This is a genomic window from Streptomyces sp. NPDC058469 (assembly GCF_042721125.1).
Taxonomy (GTDB): domain Bacteria; phylum Actinomycetota; class Actinomycetes; order Streptomycetales; family Streptomycetaceae; genus Streptomyces.
Map to the genome: position 1 here is coordinate 22,515 of NZ_JBHXME010000065.1, position 15,896 is coordinate 38,410.

Sequence of the window (15,896 nt, forward strand, 5' to 3'; positions counted from 1 at the left end):
CCAACTTCGACTCCGATTGACGAAAAGGTGGACCAGAATTCATCGGAGGTCAATGGGTTCTCATGTTGCTTTTAGGTTCCGGGAGTGATCAGTGCCGGTGCTCGTGGTCCGGATGGGCCGGGTCGCCGGGGTGCTCATGACCCACGGCATACACGACTCCGGCCTTGGCCTGGTCCAACCAACCGAAGAAGGCTCGCCGCCCCGCGGCCCGCCGCAACTCCCGCGCGACCCCCTCGCGGGCCTGCCCGTACGACAGGAAGTCCTCCGATGCCGCCCCGCCGAACGGGTCGACACCGCGCCGCAGCGCCTCCGTCGTGAGGAAGCGGTCCCGGTTACGGTCGTAGTAGTCCCGTACGGCGGCCTCCGCGACCTCCTGCTCGCCCTCCAGCTCGGCCAGCAGCAGCCGCGCGGCCGGGGAGTGCGCGAGGGCCGCCGCGACGATGCTGCCGAGATCCGCGACGTCGGTCTCGGCGACGGCGAGCACCCGATCCGGCGACACCTCGGCGGGAGGCCTCAACCCCCGTTCCGCACAAGTCCGTTGGGCCAGCTCGTCGATGACCACCACCTGGGTCGCCCACCGCCGGCGCTGCCGCTCGGCCCGCGCGAGCGCCTCGGGCCGGGTCTCCCGGTCCCGGGCGGGTACGGCCGCCAGCAACGCGTCCACCCGCCCCTTGGCTACGGCCGCGCCCCGCACCACGGCCGCGTGCTCCGTCATGGCGTCACCTCCAGCGCGACGGCCGCCGTGTAGGCGACACACCCGTGCCAGGCGACCTTCGCCAGCAACCAGTACGACCCCGGCGGCACCGCCGAGCCGTCCACCTCGATCAGGCACTCCTGCTCCGCGCCCCCGGCCACCGTGAACCCCTGGCAGCCGGGCTCGACACCGGCCCAGGTGCCCCACGAGGAGACGGCCCAGAGGGTGCCGTTGACGGGCCCACGGGTGGTGTTGCGCACGGTCACCGGAACCTGGACCCGCTCACCCGCCCGCACGCTGATCCGCTCAACTCCCAGACCGGGCACCAGCGTTGGGCCATGCTGCCCGCCCGCCACATCCAGCGCCACGACGTCCTCGTACGTCTGCCCGCCGTACGGCAGCCGGGCCGCGAGCCAATGTCGGCCGGGCTCCGGTTCCGGCGGCGGTGTCACGGTCACCTCGGCCAGCGTGAACCCGCCGGGGCCCAACGCGTAGGGCAGTTCGGCGGGTTCGGCGGTCCAGCCGGGCGGCACCTCGATCCTCACGGTGCCCGACACCGGCGCGTCGGTGAGTTCCGAGCCGACCCGGACGGTCGCGGTGACGGGGCCGGACACGGTGAGGGTGCCGGGGGAGAGGTACACCGACACCGGCATGTTTCCCCGGGGCGCGGGACCGGAGTTGTGGAGCCAGTAGCGGGTGTGGACGGGTTGCGCGGGCTCATCCGACGCTATTCCAGGGCTGGTTGGCGATCCGACGCCTTCGTTGGGAGTCGCCAACACCGTCGCGACCTCGAAACCGGTCAGATCGACGGCGAGCCCACCGTCCCGCTCCGGCGTCAACTCCTCACCGGGCGCCTCCAGTACGTCGGCTCGCGTACCCTCGGCCCAGTCACGTGGCCCGCGTATCCGGGCCCGCACCGGCCGGCCGTTCACCTCGTGCATCCGTACGACGACACCGCGCCCCGGGTCGACCGGTACCGCGCTGCCCCGGGCCAGCGGGGAGCCGAGCGGCTTGAGGGCGTCGAGCACGACCTCACCCGCCGGTTCCAGGCCGAGCAGGGCGAACTTCCTTGGCAGGGAGCCCTGTTCGACGGGAGCGGACGTAGGGGCGGTGGTGGAGGTCCGCAGGCGTGCCGTGAGGGGGTGGTTGAACTCGTGTCCGGCCTGCGGCAGTCGGGCCTCGCGCCAGTCACCGGCGCCCGCGACCACCGCGTACTCGAACTCGTGGGTCCAGCGCTGGAGTTGGAAGGCGGAGCCGTCGGGTGCCGTCCGGCGGGGTGGGTCGACCCAGATGCCGGAGGGCCAGCCGGTGCAGGAGCGCATGAGAGACATGTAGAGGTCGCCGGAGGAGGTGACGACACAGCCGGGCGTGCCCCGGTTGAGGACGGCGAAGCTACGGCCGTCCCACGCGTCGCCCGGCGGCAGGGCCTCGCAGCCGCCCGCCGCAGTAGCCGTGAGGACCGCGTCGTCTAGGTCGGCGATCAACGCGTCCACCGCCTTGGCGTCGTCCCCGGCGCGGGCGCCCGCGACCACGAGCAGCGGCAACCGTTCGAGGTCGCGCAGATCGGCCCCCGGCACCCACTCCTCGCGCAGCCCGGCACGCGGCGCGACCCACACCGACGCGACACCCCGTTCGGCAAGCTGCCGGCGCAGCTCGCGCCCTGCGGCCGGGTCCCAGCCGAGGGCCTCGGCGACCACGGAGTTGCGCTCGGGCGCGCCCACGGCGATACGGAAGTCGGGGAGGTTGGAGTCGACTTCGAGGTCGCCGTAGCGCGGGCCGCCGGCGATCGTCGAGGTCGCGGTGACCCCGGCGCGGACCAGGGCCGCCGCGAGCGGCGTACCGAGTTCACCGGCGTCGTCCCAGTCGGCGTAGACGAGTTCGGCGACACCGATCGACCGGTGCCCGAGCACCTGCCCCGACTCGTCCCGCACCGCGACCCGCGCAGTGGAGCCCAGCCCGAACCACGTGTTCGCCGGGTTGTCGAGCGTCCAGGGGAACTGCTCGCTGTCCACCTCGACGAAGCCGAACCCGCGCCCGATCACCGCGTCCGCCACCTCGTGCACGGGCAGCCCGCCGGTCACGTCGGACGGCCAGCGCACCCGGATCAGCCGGTCGGCGCCGTCGTACCCGTCGATCGTGGTGGTCACATCGAGGCGCGGCACCCCGGTCCACAGCGTCAACCGCTGGGTGTACCGGAACAGTCCGAGGTCGGCGGTGACGGTGATCCGTGAACCGGCGGGGGAGTGCCGGACATCGATGTCGGCGACGACATCCCGGCTGCGTGCGGCGGTGGTTCCGGTCGGGGTGAGATGCCACGGCCCCTCGCCGAAGCGCGGGTGTCTCGCGTACTCCTCCTGCACGACGAGTTCGTTGCCGATGTCACCGGCGCGCAGCAACTCACGGCCGCCCCCCGCCAGTTCGCGCAGGCTGCTGACGCCGCCGCCTCGCGCGGGGTCGACCGTCACCTCGTAGAACTCGTTGCGGATGGTGAGGCCTTCGCCGGGTGCCCACTCGGACACCGAACCCTCGGCGAGCGGGAGGGCCTTGAGGCCCATGCCGGGGACGTCCGGTACGACGACGCGGAGTTGGTCGCCCTCGCGTACGGCGGGCAGGGGCAGGCCGGTGTCGTCGAGGGGGACCCGGCCCGGGTCGGCGACCGTCAGTACGTCCCGGCGCTCCCAGGTCGCCGGGTTGAAAACGACCAAGTCGTCCGTTCCACCCGGCAGTTGGGCCACCTTGTCGGCGATGGCCTCGGTCGCGTCGGCGTGCACCGCCTCGGCCAGGTCGTACAGCTCGCGCCAGCCGGTCATCAGGTCGATGTACACCTGGTCCGACTCGGAGCCGGTGATGGCGTCGTGGTGGGCGCCGTAGATGAGCTGTCGCCAAGCCTTGTCCAACGCCGCGTCCGGATACGGGTGTTGGGCGACGAGGGAGGCCAGGGTCGCCCAGGCCTCGGCGTCGGCGAGGAGTGTCTCGCCGTAGCGCTGGGCCTGCTTGGTGTCGATGTAGGAGACGTCCTTGCCGGTGTAGATCGGGTTCATGTCCCTGGTCTGGGGGGACGCCTTGCGGCCCTCCTCGTCCAACTGGGCGCGTACGGCGGCGAAGAAGTCCCGGGGGATCGCGCTGACGAAGCGCGGCCAGACGTAAAGGGCGTTCCAGTCGCGGTGGATGTCCATCACCCAGCGGCACGGGGGCGCGTAGTCGCCGCCGACCGGGAGCAGCACGTTGCGGGTGAGCGCGACCTTCTTGAGTCCTCGGAACAGCTTCAGCGCGGCTGCTTCCGCCTCGGGGAGCGTGGGGGCGTTGTCGATGGCCCAGCCGGCGCCGTAGTGGTTGACCATGTAGGCCGTGAGCAGGCCGCGCCCGGAGGGGGCGATCCAGCTGAACTCGGCCGGGAACTGCATGCGTTGGGGGTCACGCGGCTCCTCGCCGAACACGGAGAGCGTCGGCCCCCACTGGTGGAACGGCCCGCGCGCCCACGAGCTGGAGGACACTCCCGCGTCCGCCATTAGCCCGGGGAACTGCGGGTCGTGCCCGAACGCGTCCAACTGCCAGGCGGTTTCAGGTGAGGCGCCCAGGATTCCGCGCTGAAAGCCGTCCCCGTACAGGGCGTTGCGTATGGTCGCCTCGGCGCCGGTGAGGTTGGTGTTGGGCTCGTTGTACGTGCCGCCCATGATCTCGACCCGGCCGGTGCGGATCAACTCCCGCAGAAAGGCCCGCTCTTCCGGGAAGGCGTCCCAGTACGGCTTGAGGTAGTCGACCTCGGCCAGCACGAAGGTGTACGCGGGGTCGCGGCGGGCCAGGTCGCAGTGGGCGCGGACGAGGCTCATGCCGGACTGGCCGCGGGAGTCGAAGGTGCGGGCCGGAAGGCCGGTGGACGCGGGGTCGTCGGCGACGTCCCAGGTCTCGGTGTAGGCGCCCTGGGTGTTCCACCAGACGGGGTCGTAGTGGAAGTGGCTGACCATGAACATGGTCCAGCCGGGTTCGGAGGCCGTGAACTCCGCGCTGTACGTGGCCAGTTGGTCGCCGTCGGCCGCCGTCACCTCCATCGCGCACCGCTCGCCGGGCGCGAGGTCGCAGGTCACGGGTATCTCGACGCGCGCGGTGCCGTCCTCGCCCACGGTGGTCTCCGCGGTGCCGCGCAGGCCGGGGCCCTCGACCGTGAGGCGGACCGGCCGGCCGGGGACATGGGCGAGCTCGGCGGCCACCACCTGGAGCGGACGCTCGGCGGTGCCGACGAACAGCTCGGTCGACAGAGCAGCGGTGACGCGCATGGGTCTCCTACCAGAGGCTCGGCGGAGCGCCCATCCTGACACCGCGAGGATGATTCAAACAACCATCCCCGCGTAACTTCGGTGGTTCATCCATGCAGACTCGGCCGAGATCACGGCCGCGGTCGGGGTGGGATCACCGGCCCCGGCGGGACTTCGCGGTGTGCTCCCCGGCGATGTGGTCGGTGAGGGCCAGTGAGGCGCTCGCGCGCTGGTAGGAGAGCTGCGCGATGCGGACGTAGAGGCAGTCGATGAGGACCAGGACGGAGTGGCGGGCGCCGATGATGCCGGTGGGGAAACTCGTCGCCGAGGACGAGGAGATGAGCCGGATGTCGGCGGCGCGGGCGAGCGGGGAGCGCGGGTCGGAGGTCAGGGCGATCGTGGTGGCGCCGCGCTCCTTGGCGAGTTCGAACGGCTCGATGGTCTCGCGGGTCGAACCGGACTGGGAGATGCCGATGGCGACGTCCGCCGGGGTGAGCAGCGCGGCGGAGGTGGCGGCGGCGTGCACCTCGGTCCAGCCGCGCACCGCGCAGCCGATGCGGAACAGCCGGGTCTCGGTCTCCTGGGCGACCGCGCCGCTGCCGCCGATGCCGTAGACGTCGATGCGCCGGGCGCGGGCAGCGGCCGTGGCCGCGCGCTCGACCGCGTCGAGGTCGATCCGGTCGATGGTCTGCTGGACCGCGCGCAGATCCGCGCTGCCCACGACCTGCACGACCCGTTCGAGATCGTCGTCCGGCGAGATGTCCGGGCCGATCTCGGCGGTGCCCCAGTCGGAGACCTCGCCGCGCCCGCGCTCCTGGGCCAGCTCGATCAGCAGATGCTGGTACGAGTCGAGGCCCACCGCCCGGCAGAACCGGGTCACCGTCGCCTGTGAAGTGCCGGTGCGGCGGCCCAGCTCGGCGGCCGAGCAGTGGGTGACGGCGGCCGGATCCTCCAGGATCAGCTCGCCGACCTTCCTCAGTGAGCCGGCCAGCCGGGGCAGCTCGGTGCGGATGAGGGTGGTGACGTCTGTCGGGGGCATGTGGAGAAGGTATCAGCCACCCCAGAGGCCATCGATTGAATACCAGGACCGCATGTGATTTATTGATTCATTGATCTAGAAAGAATAGGTGGTTTGATCCACCGGTGGGGAGAATCGAGTGTCCGCCGAGTCCGTAAGCGCCGAGACCTTCGCGCGCGAGAGCCTGGCCGTCCTCCAGCACATCACCGAGTCCAGCCGCGAGACCGTGTCCCGCGCCGCCGAACTGATCGCGGAGTGCGTCCGCACGGACGGCGTCATCCAGGCCTTCGGCACCGGCCACTCCCAGGCGATGGTCCTCGAACTCGCGGGCAGAGCCGGGGGTTTGGTGCCCACCAACCGCCTCAGCATCGCCGACCTCGTCCTCTACGGCGGCGATGCCCCGAGCGTCCTCGACGACCCGCTGCTGGAGCGGCAGGCCGGTGTCGCCGGGCGCCTCTACGAGCTCGCCGACCCCCGCCCGCAGGACCTCTTCGTCATCATCTCCAACTCCGGTGTGAACAAGGTGATCGTGGAGATGGCCCTGCGGGTGAAGGAGCGCGGCCACCGGCTTCTGGCCATCACCTCGCTCGCCCACACCCGCGCCGTCCCGGTCGGTCACCCGAGCGGCAAGAAGCTCGCCGACCTCGCCGACGTCGTCCTCGACAACGCGGCCCCGCGCGGCGACGCCCTCCTCGAACTCCCCACGGGCGGCGCCGTCTGTGCCCTGTCCACGCTCACCGGCGCGATGCTCGTGCAGCTGTCGGTCGCGGAGGCGGCGGCGCAGTTGCTCGCCTCGGGGGAGCGCCCGCCGGTGTACGTCTCGGCCAATGTGCCCGGCGGCTTCGAGGGCAATCTGGAGCTGGAGAAGCGGTACGAGGGGCGGATTCGCCGTACCGCGAGCTGAGTTCGCGATCTGTGGACGAGCGGCCGGAGCCCCCGGAACCGGGCCGCGGCCGCTCGTCGTTGTCACGTCCCCCGTCAACGAGCAGAAGTCAGACGGGAATTGATGGAATCACCGAGTAATGCTAGACGCGGTGAATGCATCATTCAATGGGGGTCAGCCGGTACGTGGCCGGTACTCAGTCAGTGCTCGGCCCGTGCGGAGCACCGCCGGGCCCTCCTCCGCGATGCGGTCGACCACGGCCGACGGCAGGCCGTCGTCGGTCACGACGGTGTCGAGCCGCTCGAGCCCGGTCACGTCGAACCGCTCCACCGTGCCCCACTTCGTGCTGTCGGCGAGCAGCGCGACCGAGCCGGCCGCCTCCATCACCGCCCGCTTGAGCAGCACCTTGTCCATCGAGAAACTCGTGACGCCGTGGGACAGGTCCCAGGACCGGCGCTCAGGAAGCCGTCATCAGGGGCGCGGAGTTGGCGGAGGCCCACGCGAACGAGCAGGCGGAGGAGGCGAGTTGGGGCGCGCTGTTCAAGCAGCGCAATACCTGCTTCATGATCCTCGGCGCCTTCGGCATCTTCTACACGGTGTGGGTCTACCTGATCTGGCTGCCCAGCTACCTCCAGACCTCCCGCGGCTTCAGCCTCTCCGAGACCGGCTGGCTGTCCTCGCTGCCCTACCTATGCGGCATCGGCGGCGTCCTCTTCGGCGGCCGGCTCTCCGGACGGCTGATCCGCCGGGGCCACTCCGCGGTCGGCTCCCGCAAGGTCCCCATCGTCGGCGGCGCCGTAATGGCGGCCGCCGCGGTCCTCCCCGTGGCGTACGTCCACAGCACCCCGCTCGCGATCGCCCTGCTGTCCCTCGGCTACTTCGCCACCCAGGTCCCGATGGGCTGCCTGTGGACCCTGGCCTCCGACTCCGACTCCGCCCGGGGCCGCGCCCGTGACCTGTCCAAGCTCGCCGACTGGGACACGTTCTGGAAGGCGGCCGAGGCCAACGAGTGCCGATGGACGGACGGTCGGCGCCTGGTCTTCGACAACCGGGCCGACGGGGTTACGGCGGACGCGGTCGCTCGCGCGCTGGCGGAACTGGACCGACCGCGCCCCTGACCGGGCTCAGTCGCGCCGCGCCACCAGCCGATAGGCGTTCGACACCCCCAGCCGATGCGACAGCCGCTTCACGACGAGCCGGTCGAGGAGCGTGCCCAGGAGCAGCGCCGGTATCCCAGCGATCAGCACCGCCGCGCGGCCCGTACGGGCCAGTCCTGTCGGGGGCTTCGGCAGCCACGGCAGGTTGTCGCGGGGCGCGGCCGTGTCCAGGGCCAGCCAGGTGCCGGCGAGGAGATCGACCGGGTCGTGCGGCTCCGCGTGCTGTTCCGCCACGACCGTGAAGCCCAGGTCGGTGAGTCGGCGGCGCAGGTTCTCGACCGGGATGAAGTGCAGGTGCTGGGGCTGGAGCCACGGCAGCCACCAGCGGCCCAGCAGACGGGAGTAGCGGCTGTCGGGGTCCGGGACCTCGATCAGCAGGTGGCCGCCGGGGCGAACGGCCTGGTGTGCGGCGGCCAGTTCGCGCTCGGGCTCCGTGCTGTGCTCCAGGTAGTGGAACATGCTGACGACGTCGTAGTGGCCCGAGAGACCCGGGGCCAACTCGGGGAAGCTGCCCCGGTATCCGCGCTCCACCCGCCCCGCCTGCTCGGCGAGTTCGGCGCCGTCCGTGAAGTCGAGGCCGTCGAAGGTGGTGTCGGGATACACCGTGCGGGCCGACTCGCAGAAGTGACCGTGGCCTGTCCCAACATCCAGCCAGTTCTTGGGAGTTGGCGAATGGGGTATGAGCGACTCCGCGCGCTGCTCGTACATCTTGGTGCGGGCCGCGAACGTGTTGCCCAACTGCTTCTCGCCCAGGCCGTCGTAGAAGTCCCGGTAGTAGAACTCCAGCCCGGCCGCGCTGAGTCGGGGGTTCTGGAAGGTGTGCCGGCAGTCCTCGCAGCGGTCCAGGACGAACGTGCCCGGCTTGTGCTGGATCAGGTCCCTCGTGCGCAGCCTGGTCCGCAGCCGGGACGAGTCGCACCAGGGGCAGGTCTCGCGCCGGGGTTCGAAGAAGCGGTCCAGGCCGTCGGCCAAGTCGGCCTGGTAGGTGGGCCGTAGGGCCGCCACCTGGTCGTTGCGGCTCGGGGGCTTGGGGTCGTCCTCGTTGCTCACGGGGTCTCCTTGAGGGACGCGCCGGTGGCCAGCAGCTCCAGGTGGGTCGCCGCCGCGCGGGTGCCTCCGGCCGCGCGGAACGCCGTACGGATGCGGCCGGCCGCGGCGCGGTGGTCGGGTTCGTGGAGTACGGCGTCGATCGCCGCGCCCAGCTTGGGGGCGGTGACCCGGCCGAAGCGGACGCGGATGCCGGCGCCCGCGCCGGTGACCTGCCCGGCGATCACCGGCTGGTCGTCGCGGATCGGCGCCACGACGAGGGGGACGCCGTGCCACAGCGCCTCGCAGACCGTGTTGTGGCCGGCGTGGGAAACGACCGCGTCCGCCCTTTCGAGGAGCGGGAGTTGGGGGATGGAGGGCAGGACGAGGATGTCCTTGTCCTGCTCGTCCGGTGCGCCCAGCGCGTTGCCGGGGTCCGCGACCACCGCCTGTACGCGGTCCGTTCGCGCCCGCAGTGCCGTCACGCACTCGGTGAGGAAACGGGCGCCCACATCGGTGTTGGCGGTCCCGAGACTGACCAGGACCAGGGACCGGGCCGGGTCCAGCCAGTCCCAGGGGAAGTCCGGCGCGGCCGGGCGGGGCGCGATCGACGGGCCGACCCAGCGGATCTGCTCGCCCTGCCGCGCCTCGGGGCCGACGAGTTCCGGGGTGCTGAACGCGAGCACGAGGTGTGGGGAGAAGCGGGGGTCGGCGGTGCCCGACGGGTCGCCGATCCCGGCGCGGAGTCCGTGCAGCAACTCGTCCAGCCAGAGGGCGACTTTGGGCATCCCGGCGAGAACGTCCGTGAACTCGGCCGAGGTGGTGGCCGAGGTCGCCCACGGCACGCCGAGCCGCTCCGCCACCAGGCCGCCGGCCAGGGCCTGTTGGTCGGCGACGACCGTGTCCGGCCCGAACTCCTCGACGGCCGAGGTGACTCCGGGCGCCATCTGCTCGGCGAGCGGCGCGAGGAAGGCCTCCCACAGGAACTTCAGCGCCTCGGGGCCACGGATGTCGGGAGGACGGATGCCCTCGCCCTCACCCGGTACCGGTCCGGCACACGGGAACACCCGCGCCGACTCTCCCGCGAGCCGCTGTACGAGACCGGGGTCGGCGCAGACCCACGCCAACTCGTGCCCGCGTGAAGCCAGTTCGGCCGCCACGCCCGCCGCCGGGTTGATGTGGCCGACCAGTGGCGGGACGACGAACAGGAACCGGCTCACCGGACCGTCGCCGCTTGTGCGGACGCCGGCGCACTTGCCTGGATCAGGGAGAGGATGTGGCCGCCGACCGTGCCCGCCGCCTCGACCAGTACGGAGTGCTCGTGGCCGGGGACGACGACGGTCCGGCAGTCGGGGAGCACGGATTCCAGCCAGGGTGCGAGCAGGGCGAGGTCCGAGTCGCCGCCGTAGACGCCGAGCACCGGGCAGTACACCGCGCGGATCTGATCCTCCGTCAAGACACCGCTGGCCGGGATGTCCTGAGACAGGGAGGTCTCCCGGGCCAGGCGGGCGGCGCCCTTCGCGAGCCGGGCGGTGTTGTGGCCGCGGTTCGCGCTGATCCAGGCGATCGCGTCGTCCTCGTTGTGCGCCAGCTCGTGCAGCACGCGGTCCAGGATGCCGCCGAGTTTCGGCGCCCAGGCGGTGGTCGCCGGTTCCGACTCGATGAGGGAGACGCTGGCGGCGCGCTCCGGATGGCGGGCCGCGTAGCCGAACGCGACTGTCCCGCCATAGGAGTTGCCCACCAGATGGACCGGGCCGGTCACCTCCAGGCGGTCGAGCAGCGCCTCCAGGTCGTCGATGTTGTCGTCGAGGGTGTAGCCGGTGGCCGGACGCCCGCTGCGGCCGTGGCCGCGCAGGTCGTACATGACGACGTCGATGCCGGCCAGCGCGAACGGCGGCGCGATGGTGAAGTAGTAGCTGGCCAGGCTGTCGGTGAGCAGACCGTGCACGAGCACCGCCGTGGCGACCACAGGGCGACCGTCGGGCGGGCTCATTCTCTGTACGTGCAACCGGAGTTGACCGGTGTCGACCATCGCCATGGCTCAGCCCGCCTCGGCTGCCTTGAGACTCTGCACGACGTACTCCACGAGCCGGCCGACGGTGAGTTCGATGATCTCGTCGAACTCCATCCCGGCCAGGAACTCGGCGAAGTTGACCTTCGTGCCGTAGTGCTCCTGGAGCAGCCCTGCCAGGGTCACCAGGTCGATGCTCTCCAACTCCAGATCGCGGTTGAAGGTCGTCGTCATGGTGATCTCGACGTCGTCGACGCCGTACTCGTCCTCCAGGAGCGCGGTCAGCATGCCGGTGAGGTCGGCGAGGACGGTGTCCTCGGTGGTGGGGGTCATCGGTCGTACTCCTCCTCGTGCGCGGGTCCCGTCGTCCAGGCCACGACGTAGGTCCTGTCCGGCAGGCTGGGGGGATTGCCGGCCGGCTCGTAGTGCACGGTGTAGGCGCGTTCCAGGCGCCCGGACACCGACAGCCGTGATCCGGAGACCACTTGGAAGACGGCGAAGTCACGTGGCCGTCCCCGGAAGCCGGTGCCCTCCGCCTTGGCGACCGCTTCCTTCGCCGCCCAGAAGCGGGCGAACCACAGCGCCTCGGACTCGCCGGTGGCGGTCAACTGGGCGCGCAGGAGGGCGAGTTCCTCCTCGCCCAGGGCGGTGGTGAGGGTGGCCGGGGGGCGTTCCACGACCTCCTCGATGTCGATCCCGGGGCCGGGACCGGGGATGTGCGGCCGTACGATCGCGACCGCGGCCTCGGCGCGATGGGCCAGCGAGACGTCCAGCGGGGGCAGGGTCCGGCCGTGCAGGCCAGTGACGTACGGGCGGCCCGACTCGTCGTTGTGGACCCGGATCTCGGCTGGATAGACGGCCCCCTCGCCATGGCCCCACAGCCACTGCCGTACCGCGTCCTTCACCGCGATCCGGCCCAGCAGCCACTGTCTGCGCCCGCGTGGCGGATGCTCGGCGTACTGCGAACGCTCCACGCTGCTCAGGGAGTTGCGCATGATCAGGTCGCGCGAGGCGAGGTCGGGCCAGCGCTCGTTCAGCAGGGTCCGGCCGCCGGGGCGCGCCTCGGAGAGGGTGTTGCGCTCGGGGAAACGCTCGACCGGCCTGGTCTGCGGGTCGTTGTCGAAGCGCCGGTCCTGCCAGCCGGTCAGCTCCGCCCACACCTCGCCGTCGACCGTGAGCTGGACGTCCGCTTCGAGCACGACGTCGGTGAGCGAGGTGATCCGTACCAGGCACTCCACCTCCGTGCCGGGGCGCGGACGGGGGCCGTAGAAGCGCATCTCGCGCATGCCGACCGGGAAGACCACGGTGCGTTCGGTGCGGGTCGACATGATCCAGTAGCCGAGGATCTGGCCCACGTTGTCGAGCAGGGCGCCCGGGGCGGAGGGAGTGGTGATCACGCCGCGTACGTGGCGGTCGCCGATCGCGGTGAGTTCGGTGACGCCCTGGAACGCCGGGCCGTGGAACATCCAGCGCTCGTCGTAGAGATGGGACGCGGTGTGGTCGGGGACGCGTTCGGTGGCGGGGTCCGGGCGGGGGTGCGGTGAGGGTGATGTGGCGTGGGCGGGGGCCAGTTCGACCACACCGCGGGCGTGCGGGCCGAAGGAGACGGCGAGCCGGTCGGGGGTCTCGGCGACCACCCGCACCGGTACGTCGACCGACGGTGTCGCCGTCAGCCATCGGTCGAACCGCGCGTCGTGCACGGCGACCGCGCGCATGCCCGGGGCGGCCCGCTCCGCCGCCTCGATGATGTGCTGGACGATCGTGGTCGCGGGGACCACCGGCCAACGGTCGGCCACATCCGGCCAGTTGGGACGCTGCGGGAAGAAGCAGTGGTCCATGAGGTACGGCATGGACTCGGGGGAGACGTGGACCGTGGTCTGCCATTCCCCTGGGGGAGTGGGGAGTTTGGGTGGGAGAACGGGGGTGGACATCCGGGGTGCGAGCACGGGCGCGGTCGGTGCGGTACGACGGCTGCCCGCGCCGATGAGCTGGGCGGCCGTGTCGGCGGTGTCGCGCATGAGGGCGTGCAGTTCGGCGGCGGCGGGGAAGCGGTCGGTGAGTGCGTCCAGGGGGGACAGGGCGGCGAGGACCGGTGTGTTCGCGGCGGCCGGTGTGCGCAGCTCCGCCCGCAGCTTCACCAGGGTCGGGGCGTCGAGGGACACGAGTGCGCCGTCCAGGTCGAGCCGTACCGGAGGCCGTTCCCGTCGTAGAACCGGTTTCTGCGGGGCCAGTGTCACCGGATCCACCGTCCCGCCCGCCGCCCACAATGCCGTGGCCACGCGCCGGAGTTGGGCCAGCCCCGAACGGTGGGGCGAGTTGGCGGCGACGACCAGGTGATCGCGTCCGCTGAGTGTGGCGTCGATGAGGGAGCCGAGCTGGCCTGTGCCGACCTGGACGAACGCGCGGTGGCCGGCGGTGTACATGGCCTCGACGAGTTGGCGGAAGCGGACGGGCTCCAACAGGTGGCGGATGAACAGTTCGCGCACCGCCGACTCGTCCGAGGGATACGGCGAGGCGGTCGTCCCCGACCACAGGGGGACCGTCGGCGGATGGAGGCGGAAGCGGTTCGTGGCCTCTTCGATCGGGGCGAGGTAGGGCTTCAACATCGGTGTGTGGAAGCCGGATTGGAACGGGAGGACCTGGCTCAGGACGCCCTGCGCGCGGAAGGACCGCACGAACGCGTCCACCGCCTTGTCCGGTCCGCACACCATCGACTGGCCCGGCGCGTTGTCGTGGGAGAGGACGATCCCGGCGCCCGCCCAGTCGGCGGCGAGGGCCGACAGCACGCGCTCGGCCGGGGCACCGATCGCACCGAAGGCGAGGCCGGGGACCGTCACCGTGTCCGGGTCGAACGCCTCCATGAAGTCGCTGACCTCGTCCGGCGAGTACACCCCGGCGGCCGTCATCGCGGTCCACTCGCCGACACTGTGTCCGGCGACCGCGTCCGGGACGACACCCATCCGGCGCAACGCGGCGTCCAACAGCCTCCCGACGCTGACGACATCGAAGCCGTGGCGGCCAACATCACCAACCTGTGCGGGAGTTGCGGACCGGTTCTCACGAAGTCCGAAGTGCGCGGCGACGTCCTCGACCCGGGGCGTGAAGTCGCCCTCCAGGCCCGGGAAGACGAACGCCAGCTTTCCCGCGCCCGCGCCGGACCCGATCAGCGGGCTCGGCGTGAACCACACATCGCTACGGCCCTGCCACGCCCGTCCCTTGGCGACTGCCCGGCGGGCCAGCGTCAGCCGCCTGGCGTCCGGGGCGACGATGCCGAGGCGGGAGGGGCCCGACGGGGGATGCGCGTGGCCCGCGGCCAGTACGGAGGAGTCGTCCGCGTCCAGCAGCGCGGCGAGAGCCTCGGGGCTGTCGGCGGCGAGCATCAGCACGCGTTCCGGTTCGTCGACGACCACCGCCGCCGCACGTGATGCGCGCGCCCCCGGCGCCTCCTCCAGCACCACATGCGCGTTGATGCCACCGAACCCGAACGCGTTGACCGCCGCCCGCCGCACCGGCTGTTCGGAGGTCGTCTCCCAGGGTGCCGCCCTCTCCAGCGGACGGAACCGGGTGGCCGCGAGCGCGGGGTGTGGGTCGTCGCAGTGCAGGGTCGGCAGGAGCATGCCGTGGTGGACGGCGAGGGCGGCCTTGACCAGGCCGGCGACTCCGGCGGCCGGCATCGTGTGGCCGATCATCGACTTCACGGAGCCGATGACCGCACCGCCACGGGATGTCCCCGTGTCACCGAACACCTCGGCCAGCGTGGCGAGTTCGGCCGCGTCACCGGCGGGCGTCGCCGTGCCGTGCGCCTCAAGGAGGCCGATGGAGCCGGGCAGCGCGGGATCCAGCCCCGCCGCCTGCCAGGCCTGGCGTACGGCGTGGGTCTGGCCGGTCGAGTCGGGGTTGACGAGACTCGCGGCGCGGCCGTCGCTGGACACGCCGGTGCCGCGGATGACGGCGTAGATCCGGTCGCCGTCGCGTTCGGCGTCGGCGAGGCGCTTGAGGACGACGACTCCCGTGCCCTCGCCGATCAGGATGCCGTCGGCGTCGCGATGGAAGGGGCGGATGCGCTGGCTCGGGGAGAGCGCGCGCAACTGGGAGAACACGCTCCACAGCGTGATGTCGTGACAGTGGTGGACGCCCCCGGCGAGCATCAAGTCACAGCGCCCGGCGGCGAGTTCGGTCACCGCCTGATCGACGGCGATCAGTGAGGAGGCGCAGGCCGCGTCCACCGTGTACGCCGGGCCGCGCAGGTCGAGGCGGTTGGCGACGCGGGACGCCGCGAGGTTGGGGACCAGGCCGATGACCGACTCGGGACTGTCGGGGCCGAGCCGTTCCGTGAACGCGGTACGGATGCGGTCGAGTTGGCCGGGGTCGAGGTCGGGCAGCAACTCGCCCAGGGTGCGGACGAGTTGGCCCGCCGTACGGACCCGCTGGTCGAGGCGGACCAGGCCGGGGGTGAGATAGCCGCCCCGGCCGAGGACGACACCGACGCGCCGCCGGTCGGGCAGGCGGGACTCGCCGCCCGCGTCGGCGAGGGCGGCGGCGGCCACGTGGAGGGCGATGAGCTGGTCGGGTTCGGTGCCGGGCACCGAGTTCGGCATGATGCCGAACCGGGTGACCTCGACCTCGGCCAGCTCGTCCACGAATCCGCCGCGTCGGCAGTACACCTGGTCGGCCACGGCCGGACCGCTCGCGGAGTCCGGACGGTAGTAGTCCGCGTCCCAACGGCCGTCCGGTACCTCGCTGATGGCGTCCGTGCCGGCCAGCAGATTCCGCCAGTACGCGTCGAGGTCGGCGGCGCCGGGGAGCAGCACCGACATTCCCACGATGGCGACCGGCACTTGACGGTCCGTCATG

11 protein-coding genes are annotated in these 15,896 nt (G+C 71.7%); 2 read left to right on the plus strand and 9 right to left on the minus strand.

Annotation, left to right across the window (positions count from 1 at the left end):
- Positions 1-88 precede the first annotated feature (88 nt).
- The 3 genes from ACFWP5_RS26185 to ACFWP5_RS26195 form a co-directional block, all read right to left on the minus strand.
- A complete protein-coding gene (locus ACFWP5_RS26185; protein ID WP_384161256.1) occupies positions 89-715 on the minus strand; it encodes a peptidyl-prolyl cis-trans isomerase in 627 nt (208 codons plus the stop codon).
- Positions 712-4,968 carry an NEW3 domain-containing protein gene (locus ACFWP5_RS26190; RefSeq protein ID WP_384161259.1) on the minus strand — a complete coding sequence of 1,419 codons (4,257 nt, stop codon included), beginning with the start codon at positions 4,966-4,968 and terminating at the stop codon, positions 712-714. The genes ACFWP5_RS26185 and ACFWP5_RS26190 overlap by 4 nt, the downstream gene beginning before the upstream one ends.
- A gap of 133 nt (positions 4,969-5,101) precedes the next feature.
- Complete coding sequence (locus ACFWP5_RS26195) at positions 5,102-5,986, minus strand: MurR/RpiR family transcriptional regulator (protein WP_384161262.1); 885 nt, start codon at positions 5,984-5,986, stop codon at positions 5,102-5,104.
- A gap of 118 nt (positions 5,987-6,104) precedes the next feature.
- On the opposite strand from ACFWP5_RS26195, the gene ACFWP5_RS26200 reads away from it, so the two are divergent.
- Positions 6,105-6,869 (plus strand): sugar isomerase domain-containing protein, encoded by a 765-nt coding sequence (locus tag ACFWP5_RS26200; protein WP_384161265.1) that lies wholly within the window; start codon positions 6,105-6,107, stop codon positions 6,867-6,869.
- Positions 6,870-7,022: 153 nt separating this feature from the next.
- Here the strand turns inward: ACFWP5_RS26200 and ACFWP5_RS26205 are convergent, their stop codons facing one another.
- Positions 7,023-7,289 (minus strand): hypothetical protein, encoded by a 267-nt coding sequence (locus ACFWP5_RS26205; RefSeq protein WP_384161303.1) that lies wholly within the window; start codon positions 7,287-7,289, stop codon positions 7,023-7,025.
- 44 nt (positions 7,290-7,333) lie between these two features.
- On the opposite strand from ACFWP5_RS26205, the gene ACFWP5_RS26210 reads away from it, so the two are divergent.
- Positions 7,334-7,966: an MFS transporter gene (locus ACFWP5_RS26210; protein WP_384161267.1), complete on the plus strand. Its 633-nt coding sequence runs from the start codon at positions 7,334-7,336 to the stop codon at positions 7,964-7,966.
- A gap of 6 nt (positions 7,967-7,972) precedes the next feature.
- Here ACFWP5_RS26210 and ACFWP5_RS26215 read toward each other — a convergent pair whose 3' ends face one another.
- From ACFWP5_RS26215 to ACFWP5_RS26235, 5 genes are read right to left on the minus strand one after another with little or no spacing between them, the layout of a single operon-like run.
- Positions 7,973-9,055, minus strand: coding sequence for a class I SAM-dependent methyltransferase (locus ACFWP5_RS26215; protein ID WP_384161269.1), 1,083 nt, complete (start codon positions 9,053-9,055; stop codon positions 7,973-7,975).
- Positions 9,052-10,251 (minus strand): glycosyltransferase, encoded by a 1,200-nt coding sequence (locus tag ACFWP5_RS26220; protein ID WP_384161272.1) that lies wholly within the window; start codon positions 10,249-10,251, stop codon positions 9,052-9,054. The genes ACFWP5_RS26215 and ACFWP5_RS26220 overlap by 4 nt, the downstream gene beginning before the upstream one ends.
- On the minus strand, positions 10,248-11,069 hold the full coding sequence (locus tag ACFWP5_RS26225) for an alpha/beta fold hydrolase (protein ID WP_384161275.1): 822 nt from the start codon (positions 11,067-11,069) through the stop codon (positions 10,248-10,250). The genes ACFWP5_RS26220 and ACFWP5_RS26225 overlap by 4 nt, the downstream gene beginning before the upstream one ends.
- A gap of 3 nt (positions 11,070-11,072) precedes the next feature.
- Positions 11,073-11,375 (minus strand): acyl carrier protein, encoded by a 303-nt coding sequence (locus ACFWP5_RS26230; protein ID WP_019071397.1) that lies wholly within the window; start codon positions 11,373-11,375, stop codon positions 11,073-11,075.
- The gene (locus ACFWP5_RS26235) at positions 11,372-15,895 is read right to left on the minus strand and encodes a beta-ketoacyl synthase N-terminal-like domain-containing protein (protein ID WP_384161278.1); all 4,524 of its coding nucleotides are present in this window, start codon (positions 15,893-15,895) and stop codon (positions 11,372-11,374) included. The genes ACFWP5_RS26230 and ACFWP5_RS26235 overlap by 4 nt, the downstream gene beginning before the upstream one ends.
- Position 15,896 lies beyond the last annotated feature (1 nt).